Source organism: Kitasatospora sp. NPDC059812 (genome assembly GCF_042732075.1).
GTDB lineage: Bacteria > Actinomycetota > Actinomycetes > Streptomycetales > Streptomycetaceae > Kitasatospora.
On record NZ_JBHWIO010000007.1, the window covers coordinates 55,775 to 72,311 of the forward strand.

At 72.1% G+C, this 16,537-nt stretch carries 12 protein-coding genes; 9 read left to right on the forward strand and 3 right to left on the reverse strand.

The window, feature by feature from the left end; translation table 11 throughout:
* Positions 1 to 84 precede the first annotated feature (84 nt).
* The 3 genes from ACFV6D_RS05670 to ACFV6D_RS05680 form a co-directional block, all read right to left on the reverse strand.
* A complete protein-coding gene (locus tag ACFV6D_RS05670) occupies positions 85 to 1,572 on the reverse strand; it encodes a S8 family serine peptidase (RefSeq protein ID WP_063349599.1) in 1,488 nt (495 codons plus the stop codon).
* Positions 1,573 to 1,780: 208 nt separating this feature from the next.
* The gene (locus tag ACFV6D_RS05675) at positions 1,781 to 2,917 is read right to left on the reverse strand and encodes an amidohydrolase family protein (RefSeq protein WP_380336231.1); all 1,137 of its coding nucleotides are present in this window, start codon (positions 2,915 to 2,917) and stop codon (positions 1,781 to 1,783) included.
* 3 nt (positions 2,918 to 2,920) lie between these two features.
* The gene (locus ACFV6D_RS05680; protein WP_380558572.1) at positions 2,921 to 4,375 is read right to left on the reverse strand and encodes a glutamine synthetase; all 1,455 of its coding nucleotides are present in this window, start codon (positions 4,373 to 4,375) and stop codon (positions 2,921 to 2,923) included.
* A 530-nt stretch (positions 4,376 to 4,905) separates the two neighbouring features.
* Here ACFV6D_RS05680 and ACFV6D_RS05685 point away from each other — a divergent pair.
* From ACFV6D_RS05685 to ACFV6D_RS05725, 9 genes are all read left to right on the forward strand, one after another.
* Positions 4,906 to 6,681 carry a 3-hydroxyacyl-CoA dehydrogenase family protein gene (locus ACFV6D_RS05685; RefSeq protein ID WP_380490739.1) on the forward strand — a complete coding sequence of 592 codons (1,776 nt, stop codon included), beginning with the start codon at positions 4,906 to 4,908 and terminating at the stop codon, positions 6,679 to 6,681.
* A gap of 209 nt (positions 6,682 to 6,890) precedes the next feature.
* On the forward strand, positions 6,891 to 7,811 hold the full coding sequence (locus tag ACFV6D_RS05690; RefSeq protein ID WP_371519426.1) for a TetR family transcriptional regulator: 921 nt from the start codon (positions 6,891 to 6,893) through the stop codon (positions 7,809 to 7,811).
* Positions 7,812 to 8,178: 367 nt separating this feature from the next.
* Positions 8,179 to 9,516 (forward strand): crotonyl-CoA carboxylase/reductase, encoded by a 1,338-nt coding sequence (gene ccrA / locus ACFV6D_RS05695; RefSeq protein ID WP_380558575.1) that lies wholly within the window; start codon positions 8,179 to 8,181, stop codon positions 9,514 to 9,516.
* Positions 9,517 to 9,526: 10 nt separating this feature from the next.
* Complete coding sequence (locus tag ACFV6D_RS05700; RefSeq protein WP_063349594.1) at positions 9,527 to 11,554, forward strand: protein meaA; 2,028 nt, start codon at positions 9,527 to 9,529, stop codon at positions 11,552 to 11,554.
* 27 nt (positions 11,555 to 11,581) lie between these two features.
* Positions 11,582 to 12,544 (forward strand): CoA ester lyase, encoded by a 963-nt coding sequence (locus ACFV6D_RS05705; RefSeq protein WP_063349593.1) that lies wholly within the window; start codon positions 11,582 to 11,584, stop codon positions 12,542 to 12,544.
* 11 nt (positions 12,545 to 12,555) lie between these two features.
* Positions 12,556 to 13,059 (forward strand): MaoC family dehydratase, encoded by a 504-nt coding sequence (locus ACFV6D_RS05710; RefSeq protein ID WP_380376418.1) that lies wholly within the window; start codon positions 12,556 to 12,558, stop codon positions 13,057 to 13,059.
* Positions 13,060 to 13,222: 163 nt separating this feature from the next.
* Positions 13,223 to 14,425: an acyl-CoA dehydrogenase family protein gene (locus ACFV6D_RS05715; RefSeq protein ID WP_063349591.1), complete on the forward strand. Its 1,203-nt coding sequence runs from the start codon at positions 13,223 to 13,225 to the stop codon at positions 14,423 to 14,425.
* A gap of 535 nt (positions 14,426 to 14,960) precedes the next feature.
* Entirely contained in the window at positions 14,961 to 15,653 is a 693-nt protein-coding gene (locus ACFV6D_RS05720) for a phosphatidylserine decarboxylase (protein WP_063349590.1), read from the forward strand.
* A complete protein-coding gene (locus ACFV6D_RS05725) occupies positions 15,640 to 16,518 on the forward strand; it encodes a CDP-alcohol phosphatidyltransferase family protein (RefSeq protein ID WP_030059975.1) in 879 nt (292 codons plus the stop codon). Before ACFV6D_RS05720 ends, ACFV6D_RS05725 begins: the two co-directional genes overlap by 14 nt.
* Positions 16,519 to 16,537: the final 19 nt, after the last annotated feature.

Here is a 16,537-nt window from a genome sequence, read left to right on the forward strand (position 1 = left end):
GGGGCGCCCCCTCCCGGCGGGGGGGGCGGGCCCGTCGGCGCCCCCCCCCCGGCTCAGTGTTCAGGTGTCGCCGTGGTCAGCGCGTCAGCGCCACCACTGGACCGCCTTCTCGGCGTTGATGATGCCCGCGCCGTAGAAGCCGTTGTCGTCCGCGCCGCCCTCGCAGGTGGCCTTGTACGCGCCGGTGCCGCCCGGGTTGTACTCGCCGGTCGGGCAGGGGTGCGACTCCGCCTGGTTGGTGAGCAGCTCGGTCAGCTCGTCCGGGTTGGCCCACGGGAAGGTGCTGGCGAGCAGCGCGACCACGCCGACGACGTGCGGGGTGGCCATCGAGGTGCCCTGCATGTAGCCGTACTTGTTGCCCGGGATGGTGGAGAGGATCCGACCGTCCTTGTCCGGGGTGTCCGGGAGCTGGTAGCGGCGGTCGCCACCCGGCGCGGCGACGGTCACGACGCCCTTGCCGTAGCTGGAGTAGTACGCCTTGTCGCCCTTGACGCCCACCGAGGAGACGGCGATGACACCGGGCAGCTCGGTCGGCAGCGACAGGCAGTCGTTGGTGACCGGGCGGGTCACCTTGGTGGTGTCGTCCGGGCTGGAGACGTCAACGGTCTTGTGCGCCAGGTCGATGTTCTCGTTGCCCGCCGCGGCGACGTTGAGGACGCCCTTGCGCTGCGAGAACGAGACCGCCTTGCGGACGGCGGCGCTGATCGCGGCCTGGTCCTTGTCGTTCGGGCAGTTGAACATCCACGGGTCGACGTAGTAGCTGTTGTTGGTCACCTTGAACTGGTGCTCACCGGCCCACACGAAGCCGCAGATCGCGTACTCGGGGTAGATGAACCCGCCGTCGTCGACGACCTTGACCGCGGCCAGCTTCACGTTCGGGGCGATGCCGACGACGCCCTTGCCGTTCTTGGCGGCGCCGATCGTGCCGGCCACGTGGGTGCCGTGGTCGCTGGTGGTGGGCTGCCAGGACTTCCAGTCGGTGTTCGGCTTGCCGCCGTCGATGCAGGAGACCGACTGCGAGGCGTCCACGTTGGCGGCCAGGTCCTCGTGCGTCGCGTCGATGCCGGAGTCCAGCACGCCGACGGTGACGTTGCGGCTGCCGAGCGAGAGCTTGTGCGCCTTGTCGACACCGATCTGGCGCATGTCCCACTGGTTGGCCTCGTACGGCTCCTGACCGGCGGCGGGCGCGGCGGAGGGCTCGGCGGCGACGTCGGCCTTGGCCTGGTCGGCGGCGGTGATGCCCTTGGTGCGGCTGGCACCGACGGAGTCGACGCCCTTGGCCTGACGCAGCTTCTGCGCGAACGCGGTGTCGTCCGAGCGGGCGATGACGACGCCGATCTGCTCGTACGAGTACACCACCGAGCCGCCGAGGGCGGTGATCGCCTTCTCGACCTTCTGCACCTGGCCGTGGTTGGCCTTGGTGTTGACGACGTAGCTGAGCAGCGGACCGGTCGTCGAGCCCGCCGAGGGGGCCGCGACGGCGGTGCCGGCCGGGAGCGCGAGGGCGCCGGCGGTGGCGAGCACGAGGCCCACCGCCGCGAACCGGGTCCGGCTGATCCGAGGAACTCTCATAGGGGTTGGCCCTCCCGAGTCGTCATGCGGCAGCTGCGGTGTGGCAGGTGCGCCTGGAATGATCGGGACGCTAATGAATATTCGCTGATAAGCGCAAGAGGTAGTCATCTAATCGTCACATGTTGGCCAACATCGGAACCGAGGAGTCCGGAGGCCCAACATGTCAACAGAATTGAAGAGTGTTAAAAAGTGATGGTCCGTCGACGTGCTACGGTGCGCCGGGCAGTGAGTACAGCGTCCGGGCGTTGTCGGCGGCGACCAACCGGGCCAGCCGCTGCGCGTCCGCCGCCGAACAGGCGCCACCCGCCTGCCAGTCGGCCAGCACCGCCCCCAGTCCGTACCGGAACTGGGCGGCGCCCACCAGGTACAACTCGGGCAGCCCGTACGCGTCGGTGGAGAACAACAGCTTGCCGAACGGCGCCAGTTCCAGCATCTCGCCCAGCACCGCAGCCACCCGCGGGCCGGTGTAGGAGGCGGTCAGCCCGAGGTCGGTGTACACCGTCGGGAAGGCCTGGGCCAGCCACCCGGCCTGGCGGTGGTACGGGTAGCAGTGCAGCAGCACCAGCGGGACGCCGCTCGGCTCGGCGGCGCGCACGAAACCGGTCAGCAGCGACGGATCGGCCCGGTGCAGGGTGAGGTCGGGATCGCCGAAGCCGGTGTGGAGTTGGAGCGGCAGGCCCAGCCCGGCACAGACGTCCACGGCCGTCCAGAGCAGGTGGTGCAGCAGCACCGGATCGGCCAGCCGGCCCCGCCCGCCGCGCAGCCAGGTGCCGGCTGCGGCCACCACGGCCGCCCGCGCGGGCCGTTCGGCGGGGGCGGCCAGGCCGTGCCGGTAGGCGAGCACCGACTTGACCGCGACCGCATCCGCGGCGGCCGCCGCCAGCGCCTCCCCGACGGCCTGCGGCCAGGACTCGGCCTGGCCCGCCACCGTTTCGGCCACCGACTCCAGCCGGACCACCTCGTGCACCACCGCCCCGGCGGCCGCGGCCAGTTCGCCGAGCGGCAGCAGCGGAAGGCCCGCGGCGGCGGTCAGCCCGGTGTCCACCAGGCAGGTGTCCAGCCCGGCCGCGGCCAGCAGCCGGCGGGTGGCCTCGGCGCCGCCCAGCTCCCGCCGCCGGGCCAGGTAGTCGGCGGCCGGGGCGTGCGCGGGCAGGCCGAGGACGGGCGGGCACCAGCGCCGGACGGCCAGGCCGAGCGCGCTGTCGAAGGGCGAACAGCCGGGCGCGGGCGGCCGGTCGGACTCGGTGAGCAGCCCGGCCAGGGCGTCGTCGGCGAGGTCGGCCGCCACCACGCTGTGGCAGTGGTGGTCGACCAGTGCGGGCACCGCCGGGGCCCCGGCGTGCACCGGTCAGTACCGCCAGCGGGTGGCGGCGACCAACTGCTCGGGGGTGGCGGCGGCGTACTGCTCGCCCTCCGCCCGGCGCACCGCCAGCACCGCCTCGTACAGCGGCCCGCCGAGCGCCTCGCGCAGCACCGACGAGCGCTCGTACGCGGCCAGCGCCTGCGCCGGTCCGGTCGGCAGCCGGGGCACCGCGCCGGGTTCGGCGGCGGCCGGGTCACCGGTGAACTCCGGTGGCAGCTCCCGGTGTTGGTCGAGACCTGAGAGACCAGCGGCGAGCACCGCGCCGACCGCCAGGTACGGATTGGCGCTGGCGTCGAAGCACTTGACCTCGGCGTTGGCGGCGTCGGCCCGCTCCCCCGTGGAACCCGTCACCAGGCGCAGCGCGGCCTCGCGGTTCTCCAGGCCCCAGCACTGGTAGGCGCCGGCCCAGTGCGAGGGCACCAGCCGCAGGTAGCCGGCCGGGCTGGAGCAGCCCAGCACCAGGAGTTCGGGCAGCGCGCCGAGCACCCCGGCGAGGAAGCCCTCGGCCTCGGCGGCCAGGCCGTGCGGGCCGGGGCCGCCGTGGCCGAGGTTGCGGCCGTCCCGCCAGAGGCTCAGGTGCAGGTGCCCGCCGTTGCCGACCGCGCCGGGCTCGACCACGGGGGCGAAGGAGACCCGCAGGCCGTGCCGGGCGGAGACGGCCCGCACGGTGTGCCGGACCAGGACGGAGGTGTCGGCGGCGCCGACCGGGCCCTCGGGGGCCACCGAGACCTCGAACTGGCCCGGGGCGTACTCGGGGTGGATCTGCAGGACGGTCAGCCCCTGCTCGCCGAGGGCGCGCAGGACGTCCCGCAGGTAGTCGGTGAGGTCGGTGAGCCGGTGCATCCCGTACGCGGGGCCGTGCGTCGGGTACTGCGGCTCCTCCTGCGGGCCGCCGGCGAGGGCGACCACCCACTCGACCTCGATGCCGGCCCGCAGGGTCAGCCCGCGCTCGGCGGCCGCGGCCTCCATCCGGCGGGCGAACAGCCGCTGGCAGCCGGGGTGCGGGGTGCCGTCCTGGGTGTGCCGGTCCCCCGGGGCCCAGGCCCAGCCGGGCTGGGCGGCCAGCGGGACGACCCGGTCGAGGTCGGGGTAGAGCCGCAGGTCCCCGGTGGGGCCGCCGGTGCTCGGGCTGGTGGTGATGCCGTCGTCGGCGAGGAAGACGTCGAAGCAGGGTGCGGTGCCTACGCCCCACTGCGCGGCGTGCACCAGGGCGCCCAGCGGGACGGCCTTGACCCGGGTGATGCCCGCGTTGTCCACCCAGGTGACGGCCACCGCGTCGACGGCGGCGGTGCGCAGTCGGTCGACGGCGGCCTCGGCCTGTTCGACGCGCGCGGCGCGCGGGGGCAGCGTGACGGCGGCGAGGTGCCCGCCGAGGCCTCCGGCCGGGCCGGTGGAGCCGGAGGCGGACGCGGCGGGGCCGGCGGCGGTTCCGAGGGTCATGCCCCCATGCTGCCCCGCCCGCCGCGGCCGGGTAACTCCCCTATCGGGTGGTCCCCGTGGACGCCCGTCCGCCCGTTCACCCGTTCGGGCCGCCGCCGGACCCCGCCCCGCCGTCCGGATGCCTTTTGTGACGCCCGCACCCCTTCCTACTCGCGGGTAGCTTCGCTACAGTGGCCGGACGCACCACCGCCGGGCTACGGGAGCCGCACCGGCGGGGGCCTGCGGTCGCCGTGTCCACGGCGGGCGCGCGGTGCGTCATTCACCGGCCGGCGCCGCGAACCGCGGCGGGCCGGGTCTCCTTCCTCGTATCAGAGCCGCTTCCTTTCACCCTTGAGCGCCTGAGCACCACGGCACACCCCTCAGTTCGGCCGGAGCGGACCGGCCGCCGGGGCCGTGTGCCGGAACCCGTCATCTCCCCAGCCCCGCGCGCGGACCCTCCCCCGGCGGCGGCCGCCCCCGCCGCACGCGCGGGCGCGGCGGCCCGCCCGCCGGGGCGTGCGCGGGCCCTTCAGGACTAGGAGTCAGGACAGATGGAGCGTCCCTTTTCCACGGTCGCCGTCGTCGGCCTCGGCACGATGGGTGCCGGTGTCGCGGTGGCCGTCGCCAGGAGCGGCCGCCGGGTGATCGGCATCGAGGCCACCGAGGACTCTGCCGCCCGGGCACTGGCCCGGATCGAGGAGGCGACCGCGCACGCGGTCGACCGGGAGCGGATCACCGCCGGGGAGCGCACCGCGCTGCTGGCGCTGATCTCGGTCGGCCACGAGCTGTCGGCCGCCGCCGGGGCCGACCTGGTGATCGAGGAGGTGCCCGAGCAGCTGGAGCTGAAGCGGGAGCTCTTCGCCGAGCTGGACCGGATCTGCCCGGCGGGGACGGTGCTGGCCACCGGCACCACCGCGCTCTCGGTGACCCGGATCGCCGCCGCGACCGCCCGCCCGGAGCGGGTGCTGGGCCTGCACTTCTTCAACCCGGTGCACAGCATGAAGCTGGTCGAGGTGGTCCGCACGGTGCTGACCTCCCCGCAGGTCGCCGAGGACGCCGCCGCGTTCGCCCGGGACCTCGGCAAGGAGCCGGTGGCGGCCGGCGACCGGGCCGGCTTCGTGGTCAACGGCCTGCTGTTCGCGTACCTGAACCAGGCCGCCGCGATGTACGAGTCCAAGTACGCCTCCCGGGAGGACATCGACGCCGCGATGCGGCTCGGCTGCGGGCTGCCGATGGGCCCGCTGGCGTTGCTCGACCTGATCGGCGTGGACACCGCGCGGACCGTCCTGGAGGCGATGTACGAGCAGTCCCGGGACCGCCTGCACGCGCCCGCCCCGATCCTCGGCCAGCTGGTCGCGGCCGGGCTGCTGGGCCGCAAGTCCGGCCGCGGCTTCTACACCTACGAGGCGCCCGGCTCGTCCAGGGCCGTGGACGCGGCGACCGGCCCGGCACGGGCCGCGGTGGCGGGCCGGGAGGTCCGCACGGTCGGCGTCTGCGGCTCGGGCACCATGGCGACCGGCATCGCCGAGGTCTTCGCCAAGGCCGGCCGCCCGGTGCTGCTGGCCGCCCGCAGCCAGGAGAAGGCCGACCGGGCCAAGGCGCAGCTGGCGAAGTCGCTGGCGCGCGCGGTCGACCGGGGCCGGCTGAGCGCGCAGGCGCGGGACGCCGCGCTGGCGCTGGTCACCCCGGTCGGCCAGTACGCCGAACTGGCCGAGGTGGACCTGGTGATCGAGGCGGTGGCCGAGGACCTGACGGTCAAGCGCGAGCTGTTCGCCGCCCTGGACAAGATCGTCAGGCCGGGCGCGGTGCTCGCCACCACCACCTCCTCGCTGCCGGTGATCAGCTGCGCGACCGCCACCTCGCGGCCGCAGGACGTGATCGGCATGCACTTCTTCAACCCGGCGCCGGCCATGAAGCTGGTCGAGGTGGTCTCCACCGTGCTGACCGCTCCGGACGTCACCGCGACCGTGCTGGAGCTGACCGCCGCGGTCCGCAAGCACCCGGTGGAGTGCGGCGACCGGGCCGGCTTCATCGTCAACGCGCTGCTCTTCCCCTACCTGAACGACGCGGTGCGGATGCTCCAGGAGCACTACGCGACGGTGGACGACATCGACACCGCGATGAAGCTGGGCTGCGGCTACCCGATGGGCCCGTTCGAGCTGTTGGACGTGGTCGGCCTGGACGTCTCGCTGACCATCGAGCAGGTGCTGCACCAGGAGTTCCGCGAGCCGGGCCTGGCGGCCGCACCGCTGCTGGAGCACCTGGTCGCCGCCGGCTGCCTGGGCCGCAAGACCGGCCGCGGCTTCCGCGACCACGCGCGCCGGTGACCACGCCAGCTGCCGGGGGCGCCGCCGCGCGCGAGGCGGCGCCGCCCGGGACCGGGCCGTCCGCGGCCGGGTCGGGCCCGGTCAGACCGGGCTGGAGCCCGGGGACGGTGTCCGCGCGCTGGCCCAGACCGGCCGTCACCGGCCCGGTCGCACCGGTCCGTCGGGGAAGGGCCGCGGCCGAACCGCCGGGGCCGTGTAGCGTTCCGGACATGGATCGGGTTCAGTCAGCCACCCCGCAGCACTCCGCCGGACCGCGCGGCGCCGACCGGACGGCCTCCTCGACCGGGGGCACCGGGCCGGAAGGGGGGCCGGGCAGCCGCCGGGCGGCGGCGCAGCGCCAGCAGATGCGTCAGGACCTGGCCACGGCCGCGATGGAGCTGTTCTCCTCGCAGGGCTACGAGGAGACCACGGTCGACCAGATCGCGGCCGCCGCCGGGGTGGCCCGGCGGACCTTCTTCCGGTACTTCCGGTCGAAGGAGGAGGCGATCTTCCCGGACCACGACGACACCCTCGTCCGGGTGGCCGACCTGCTGGCCAGCGCCGAGCCGGAGGAGCACCCGCTGGACGTGGTCTGCCGCGGCATCAAGGAGGTGCTGCGGATGTACGCCTCGACGCCGGGGGTGTCGGTCGCGCGGTACCAGCTGATCCGTCAGGTCCCGGCGCTGCGCGAGCGGGAGATCGCCGTGGTGGCCCGGTACGAGCGGCTGTTCACCCGGTACCTGCTGGGCCGCTTCGACACCGGCGAGTCCATCCCGTCGGGCTGGCAGCGCGGCGGCGAGGACGACTCGATGCTGGCCGAGGTGTCGGCGGCGGCGGTCGTCGCGGCGCACAACCACGTGCTGCGGCGCTGGCTGCGGGCCGGCGGGCGCGGGGACGTGGAGGCGCAGCTGGACCACTCCTTCGAGGTGATCCGGCGGACCTTCTGGGCCGCCAGCACGCCGGGTGCCAGACGCCGCGGCTCCCTGGTGGCACCGGGTGCCAATGGGGCTCCCGGTGATGTGCTGGCCGAGAGCGCACTGAGTGCCAGCCCTGGAGGTGAGGTGCTCATCACAGTCGCCCGGACGGACGCTCCGCTGGACGTGGTGGTGGACAGCATCCGGGCCGCGCTGAGTGGCGCCAGGGAGTCCTGAGGTCACCATCTAGCCAGGTCAGAGCGATATCGAGGGCCCGCGTCGAGCAGTCGGCGCGGGCCCTTTCGGCGTCCGCCGCAGCGCGTTCGAGGGCCGTTCCAGCGCGCCGGAATTCGTGACACCCGGTGTCTTTACGAGTGGCACAGGGTGCCACTACCTTGTTACTCACCAGTCGCGGCGCCGCGGCTCCCCACCTCGGCGCGCCGTCGTCCGGCGTTCCCACACCCCGGGAGCAGTGCGCGTTCGACCCGGTCCACCCCGGGCGCCCAGCCCGACCAACCACCACCCACCTCAGCGAAGCCGGTGTCCGCTCCCGGCTACCCCAGACGCCCTGTGCCCTCACACAGGTACGCCTTCGGAGGCAGCCATGCAGGAAATCCTCGACGCGATCCTCAGCAACGACGCCACGTCGGAGGACTTCGCCGCCGTCAAGCTTCCCGAGTCCTACCGAGCGGTGACGCTCCACAAGGACGAGGAGCAGCTGTTCGCGGGCCTCGACAGCCGCGACAAGGACCCCCGCAAGTCCCTTCACCTCGACGAGGTCGCCCTGCCCGAGCTGGGCCCCGGCGAGGCCCTGGTCGCCGTCATGGCCAGCGCGGTGAACTACAACACCGTCTGGAGCTCGATCTTCGAGCCGGTCTCCACCTTCTCCTTCCTGGAGCGCTACGGCCGGCTGTCGCCGCTCACCAAGCGCCACGACCTGCCGTACCACGTCCTCGGCTCCGACCTCGCGGGCGTGGTGCTGCGCACCGGCGCCGGCGTCAACGCCTGGAAGCCCGGCGACGAGGTCGTCGCGCACTGCCTCTCCGTCGAGCTGGAGTCCCCGGACGGCCACAACGACACGATGATGGACCCGGAGCAACGCATCTGGGGCTTCGAGACCAACTTCGGCGGGCTGGCCCAGATCGCCCTGGTGAAGACCAACCAGCTGCTGCCCAAGCCCAAGCACCTCACCTGGGAGGAGGCTGCCTCCCCCGGCCTGGTCAACTCCACCGCGTACCGCCAGCTGGTCTCGCGCAACGGCGCCGGCATGAAGCAGGGCGACAACGTGCTGATCTGGGGCGCCAGCGGCGGCCTCGGCTCGTACGCCACCCAGTACGCGCTGGCCGGCGGCGCCACCCCGATCTGCGTGGTCTCCAACGACCAGAAGGCCGGGATCTGCCGCGCCATGGGCGCCGAGGCGATCATCGACCGCTCCGCCGAGGGCTACAAGTTCTGGAAGGACGAGCACACCCAGGACCCGCGCGAGTGGAAGCGCCTGGGCGCGAAGATCCGCGAGTTCACCGGCGGCGAGGACGTCGACATCGTCTTCGAGCACCCGGGCCGGGAGACCTTCGGCGCCTCGGTGTACGTCACCCGCAAGGGCGGCACCATCGTCACCTGCGCCTCCACCTCCGGCTTCATGCACCAGTACGACAACCGCTACCTGTGGATGTCGCTCAAGCGCATCGTCGGCTCGCACTTCGCCAACTACCGCGAGGCCTTCGAGGCCAACCGCCTGATCGCCAAGGGCAAGATCCACCCGACCCTGTCCAAGGTCTACTCCCTGGGGGAGACCGGCCAGGCCGCCCTCGACGTGCACCACAACAAGCACCAGGGCAAGGTCGGCGTGCTCTGCCTGGCGCCGGAGGAGGGCCTGGGCGTGCGCGACCACGCGCTGCGCGAGCTGCACCTGCCGGCGATCAACCGCTTCCGGAACGTCTGAGGCAGATCCGATGACCGATCAGCACGAGCGCGACCGCCCCTGGCTGATGCGCACCTACGCCGGGCACTCCACCGCGAGCGACTCCAACGCGCTCTACCGGCGGAACCTGGCGAAGGGCCAGACGGGCCTGTCCGTCGCCTTCGACCTGCCGACCCAGACCGGCTACGACTCCGACCACCTCCTCGCCCGCGGCGAGGTGGGCCGGGTCGGCGTCCCGGTCGGCCACGTCGGCGACATGCGCACCCTGTTCGACGGCATCCCGCTCGAACAGACCAACACCTCCATGACGATCAACGCCACCGCGATGTGGCTGCTGGCGCTCTACCAGGTGGTCGCCGAGGAGCAGGGCGCCGACATCGCCAAGCTCACCGGCACCACCCAGAACGACATCGTCAAGGAGTACCTGTCGCGCGGGACGCACGTCTTCCCGCCCGGCCCCTCGGTGCGCCTGATCACCGACATGATCGCCTACACCGTCGGCCGCATCCCCAAGTGGAACCCGATCAACATCTGCAGCTACCACCTGCAGGAGGCCGGGGCCACGCCCGTCCAGGAGATCGCCTACGCGATGTGCACCGCCATCTCGGTGCTCGACGCCGTCCGCGACTCCGGCCAGGTGCCGGCCGAGCGGATGGGCGAGGTGGTCGCCCGGATCTCCTTCTTCGTCAACGCCGGCGTGCGCTTCGTCGAGGAGATGTGCAAGATGCGCGCCTTCGCCCAGCTGTGGGAGAAGGTCACGCTGGAGCGCTACGGCGTCCAGGACCCGAAGCAGCGCCGCTTCCGCTACGGCGTCCAGGTCAACTCGCTCGGCCTGACCGAGGCCCAGCCGGAGAACAACGTCCAGCGGATCGTCCTGGAGATGCTGGCCGTCACCCTCTCCAAGGACGCCCGCGCCCGCGCCGTCCAACTGCCCGCCTGGAACGAGGCGCTGGGCCTGCCCCGGCCCTGGGACCAGCAGTGGTCGCTGCGGATCCAGCAGGTGCTGGCCTACGAGTCGGACCTGCTGGAGTACGGCGACCTCTTCAACGGCTCCGAGGTGATCGAGGCCAAGACCGCCGACCTGCTGGCCGGCGCCGAGGCGGAGATCGCCAAGGTGCTGGCGATGGGCGGGGTCATTCCCGCCGTGGAGTCCGGCTACCTGAAGTCCAACCTGGTCTCCTCGCACGCCGCCCGGCGGGCCCGGATCGAGTCCGGCGAGGACAAGATCGTCGGCGTCAACTGCTTCGACACCACCGAGGAGAGCCCGCTCACGGCCGACCTCGACACCGCCATCATGGTCGTCGACCCGGCCTCCGAGCAGTCCGTGCTCGCCGCCCTGGAGGCCTGGCGCGGACAGCGCGACGAGGCCGCCGTCCAGACCGCGCTGGCCGAGCTCAAGGCCACCGCGGCCACCGACGCCAACCTGGTGCCGGCCACGCTCGCCTGCGCCCGGGCCGGCGTCACCACCGGCGAGTGGGCCTTCGCCCTGCGCGAGGTCTTCGGCGAGTACCGCGCGCCCACCGGCGTCGGCGGCGCCCCGGTCGCGGTGGCCGCCGAACCCGGCGGGGAACTGGCCGCAGTGCGCGCCGCCGTCGCCGCCACCGCCGAGGAACTGGGCTCCGGCAAACTGCGCCTGCTGGTCGGCAAGCCCGGCCTGGACGGGCACTCCAACGGCGCCGAGCAGATCGCCGTCCGGGCCCGCGACGCCGGGTTCGAGGTGGTCTACCAGGGCATCCGGCTGACCCCCGAGCAGATCGTCTCCGCCGCCGTCGCGGAGGACGTGCACTGCGTGGGCCTGTCGATCCTCTCCGGCGCCCACTGCGAGCTGGTGCCCGACGTCCTGCGCCGGCTACGCCGGGCCGGGGTGCAGGATGTCCCGGTGATCGTGGGTGGCATCATCCCGGCAGCGGACGGCGAGGCCCTCAAGGCCGCCGGCGTCGCCGCCGTGTTCACCCCGAAGGACTTCGGCATCACCACCATCATCGGCCGGATCGTGGACGAGATCCGGCTCGCCAACAAGCTCCAGCCCTGGACGCCCGCACCCGCGCCCACCAGCTGACCACTGGGAAGGAACCGACCCACCCTCATGGCTACCGTCAACCGTCTGCGCCCGCGCCGCTCCTGCCTCGCCGTGCCCGGCAGCAACCCGCGCTTCCTGGAGAAGGCCCAGGGCCTCCCCGCCGACCAGGTCTTCCTCGACCTGGAGGACGCCTGCGCCCCCCTGGCCAAGGAGGGCGCCCGCCACCACATCGTCGACGCGCTCAACAACGGCGACTGGGGCGGCAAGACCCGCGTCGTCCGGGTCAACGACTGGACCACCCACTGGACCTACCGCGACGTGATCACCGTCGTCGAGGGCGCCGGCCCCAACCTCGACTGCATCATGCTGCCCAAGGTCCAGGACGCCGAGCAGGTCAAGGCGCTCGACCTGCTGCTCACCCAGATCGAGAAGACCATGGGCTTCGAGGTCGGCCGGATCGGCATCGAGGCGCAGATCGAGAACGCCAAGGGCCTGGTCAACGTCGACGCCATCGCCGAGGCCTCGCCCCGGCTGGAGACCATCATCTTCGGCCCCGCCGACTTCATGGCCTCCATCAACATGAAGTCCCTGGTGGTCGGCGAGCAGCCGGCCGGCTACCCGGCCGACGCCTACCACTACATCCTGATGCGCATCCTGATGGCCGCCCGCGCCAACGACCTCCAGGCCATCGACGGCCCGTACCTGCAGATCCGCAACCAGGAGGGCTACCGCGAGGTCGCCCGGCGCGCCGCCGCCCTCGGCTTCGACGGCAAGTGGGTGCTCCACCCCGACCAGGTCGGCGCCGCGAACGAGATCTTCTCGCCCTCCCAGGAGGACTACGACCACGCCGAGCTGATCCTCGACGCCTACGACTGGTGCACCTCCGAGGCGGGCGGCGCCAAGGGCTCCGCGATGCTCGGCGACGAGATGATCGACGAGGCCAGCCGCAAGATGGCCCTGGTCATCGCCGGCAAGGGCCGGGCCGCCGGCCTGGAGCGCACCACCAAGTTCGAGATCCCGGAAAGCTGAGGCCCGCCGCGATGCAGTTCGGACGCACCTACGAGGAGTTCGAGGTCGGCGCGGTCTACAAGCACTGGCCCGGCAAGACCGTCACCGAGTACGACGACCACCTCTTCTGCCTGCTCACCATGAACCACCACCCGCTCCACCTGGACACCAACTACGCCGAGCGGACGACGGACTTCGGCAGGAACGTGGTGGTGGGCAACTACATCTACTCGCTGCTGCTGGGCATGTCCGTCCCGGACGTCTCCGGCAAGGCCATCGCCAACCTGGAGATCGAGTCGCTGCGGCACGTCGCGCCGACCTTCCACGGCGACACCCTCTACGGCGAGACCACCGTGCTCGACAAGTGGCCGTCCAAGTCCAAGGACGACCGCGGCATCGTGTACGTCGAGACCAAGGGGTACAAGCAGGACGGCACGGTCGTCTGCATCTTCCGCCGCAAGGTGATGGTGCCGACCGGGACGTACATCAAGGAGCGCGGCGGCGAGCAGCCCGGCCGCCCGACTCCCCTTTCCTAGGACCCCTTTCCTGGGACCCCGGATCTCCCCAGACCCCGGAGGGGCCGGCCGCCGTCATCGGCCGACCCCCACCCGGAACGGGGGCCCTGCTGCCGCAGCCACGCCGGCAGGGCCCCCGGCAATCCCCCCCCCCCCGCCCCCTCAAACCTTTCGGAGCCGCACGATGGGACGCCTGGCACAGACCGACGGCCTCACCGAGATCCAGCGGGACATCCTCGCCACCGTGCGGGATTTCGTCGACAAGGAGATCATTCCGGTCGCGACCGAGCTGGAACACAAGGACGAGTACCCGACCGCCATCGTCGAGGGGATGAAGCAGCTCGGCCTCTTCGGCCTCACCATCCCCGAGGAGTACGGCGGCCTCGGCGAGTCGCTGCTCACCTACGCCCTGGTGGTCGAGGAGATCGCCCGCGGCTGGATGAGCGTGTCCGGCATCGTCAACACCCACTTCATCGTGGCGCACATGATCAACGCCCACGGCACCCAGGAACAGAAGGACCACTTCCTGCCGAAGATGGCCGCCGGGGAAATCCGCGGCGCGTTCTCGATGTCCGAGCCCGGCCTCGGCTCCGACGTTTCGGCCATCTCCACCAAGGGCGTCAAGGACGGGGAGTTCTACGTCCTCAACGGCCAGAAGATGTGGCTCACCAACGGCGGCACCTCCACCCTCGTCGCGGTCCTGTGCAAGACCGACGAGGGCGGCAGCACCCCGTACAAGAACATGACCACCTTCCTGATCGAGAAGACCCCCGGATTCGGCCCGAACCCGACCGTCCCCGGCCTCACCGTGCCCGGGAAGATCGAGAAGATGGGCTACAAGGGCGTCGACACCACCGAACTGGTCCTCCAGGACGTCCGGATCCCGGCCGACCGCATCCTCGGCGGCGTCCCCGGGCGCGGCTTCTACCAGATGATGGACGGCGTCGAGGTCGGCCGCGTCAACGTCGCCGCCCGCGGCTGCGGCGTCGCCCGCCGCGCCTTCGAACTCGGCATCTCCTACGCCCAGCAGCGCTCCACCTTCGGCAAGAAGATCGCCGAGCACCAGGCCATCCAGTTCAAGCTCGCCGAGATGGCCACCAAGGTCGAGGCCGCCCACCAGATGATGGTCATGGCCGCCCGCAAGAAGGACGGCGGCGAGCGCAACGACCTCGAAGCCGGCATGGCCAAGTACCTCGCCTCCGAGTACTGCAAGGAGGTCGTCGAGGACGCCTTCCGCATCCACGGCGGCTACGGCTTCTCCAAGGAGTACGAGATCGAACGGCTCTACCGCGAGGCCCCGATGCTGCTCATCGGTGAAGGAACTGCGGAGATCCAGAAGATGATCGTCGGACGCCGGCTCCTGGAGGAGTACCGGATCGCGGAGTGAGCACCGGGTCACCCCGGCTCGACGAGCGGCCCCCGGGGCGCTCCGGGCCGGCTGGACGACCCCTTCCGAACCGCCGGTCGACGGGCGTGCGGGCCCGTCCCGGCCACCCGCCGTGCCCATCACGACCCCGGCCTGGTCCGCCTGGGTCCGGCACGGCCCTCCGGGAGCGGCCGCAGGGCGTACAGCTGCAACGACACGCCCCGCGGCCGCTTCCGCACACCCTCGACAGGCCGTGTCCCGCGCCCCCGGCGGACCGCGAACGGCCCGTTCCGCCCACCGGGTTCCGCCGACGGGCCTGTTGAGACAAGTGTCACCAGCCCCGTCCGGTCCCTTGGGAACCGGACCGGGGCGAGCTACGGTCGTAGAGGTGGGACGCGCACACGCGCTTCCACCGGACACGTGAACGAGCAGGCGGGTTGCCCACCCACCGTGTGCTCCCGATAGCATCCACCGGGACAGCAAGCCGTCCCTCTATTACCCGATCCCGCGGTGGCCCCCGTCCAGCGGCCATGATCCCCCGCGACAAAGGTCTTCGATGCCCATCAGCCCGTCCCCTCACACCTCCGTCACGGACCGCGATGCCCTCGCAGCCACGACGGCCGGTCGGCGACCCCGCGTGACCATCGCGCGCGGAGCCACCCCCTGGTTCGTCCCCACCCTCGCCACGGCCGCCGTGACCACCGCCCTCACCCGGCGCAGCGGCAAGTGGGCCCTGGCAGCGGTACCCGCCTGTGCGCTCAGCGCGGGCATGCTGTGGTTCTTCCGCGACCCCGAGCGTGAGATCGGCGCGGGCAGAGTGATCTCCCCCGCCGACGGCGTGGTGCAGAGCATCGACGCCTGGCCGGACGGCCGCACCCGGGTCGCGATCTTCATGAGCCCGCTCAACGTCCACGTCAACCGCGCGCCCCTGCCCGGCACGGTGACGTCGGTCGAGCACGTCGCGGGCGGCTTCGTCCCCGCGTTCAACAAGGACAGCGACCAGAACGAGCGGGTCGTCTGGCACTTCGACACCGAGCTCGGCGACATCGAGATGGTGCAGATCGCGGGGGCCGTGGCCCGTCGCATCGTGCCGTACATCGCCGCCGGTACCAAGGTCGAGCAGGGCGACCGGATCGGTCTGATCCGGTTCGGCTCCCGGGTCGACACCTACCTGCCGGCCGGCGTCGAGGTCGGCGTCGAGGTCGGCCAGAAGACCACAGCCGGGGTGACGCGCCTTGACCGTGACTGATCCTGAGACAATCGTCGGCCTGGACGACGAGGAGACGGCCCTGCGCCGTCGCCGCTGGGCGCGCGACCGCGAGCTGCGCGCCCCGCGCTCTCCCCAGCACCTGTCCACCGCCGACTTCCTGACCCTGGGGAACGCCGTCTGCGGCTTCCTGGCGATCTACTCGATCACCACCGGGGTCCTCGTCCCGCACATCACCAACCCGGACGCCGCACCCGACCGGCACAGCGCCGCCACCGCGGTCACGCTGCTGCTCATCGGCTCCATGTGCGACCTCTTCGACGGGCTGGTGGCGCGCAAGCTCCGCTCCTCCGCCCTCGGAGCGGAACTGGACAACCTGGCCGACCTGATCAGCTTCGGCATCGCGCCGGCCTACTTCGTCGCCGTCTGGGGCATGGTCTCCCAGGGCTCCAACAGCAAGCTCTCGGCGCTCATCGCGATCACCGTCCTGCTCGCGGTCGTCCTGCGGCTCGCCCGATTCTCCGCCGTCAAGATGCGACCCGGGGTGTTCCAGGGCATGCCCTGCCCGATGGGCGCGATGACGGTGATCGCCATCGTGCTGCTCGACCCGCCGTTCCTGCCCGGTCTGCTCGCCATCTTCGGCGCCGCGTACCTGATGGTCAGCCGGATCGAGTACCCCAAGCCCCAGGGGCTGCTGGCCACCGCCACGCTGTGCTGGATCGTCGTCTCCATCGGCTGCCTCGCGGCCTGGGCGACCGGCCTGCCCGGCGGCGACGCCCTGATGCACGTCGGCGCCTTCGCCCAGATCACGCTCGCCGCGATGGCCCCGCTGCTGGTCATCCGGCGCAAGGTCGGACAGAAGGTCGGCGACGTCCGCGCCAGGCGGGCGGAGTCCCGCCTCGGCTAGTCGTTCCCGTACGCGAGAG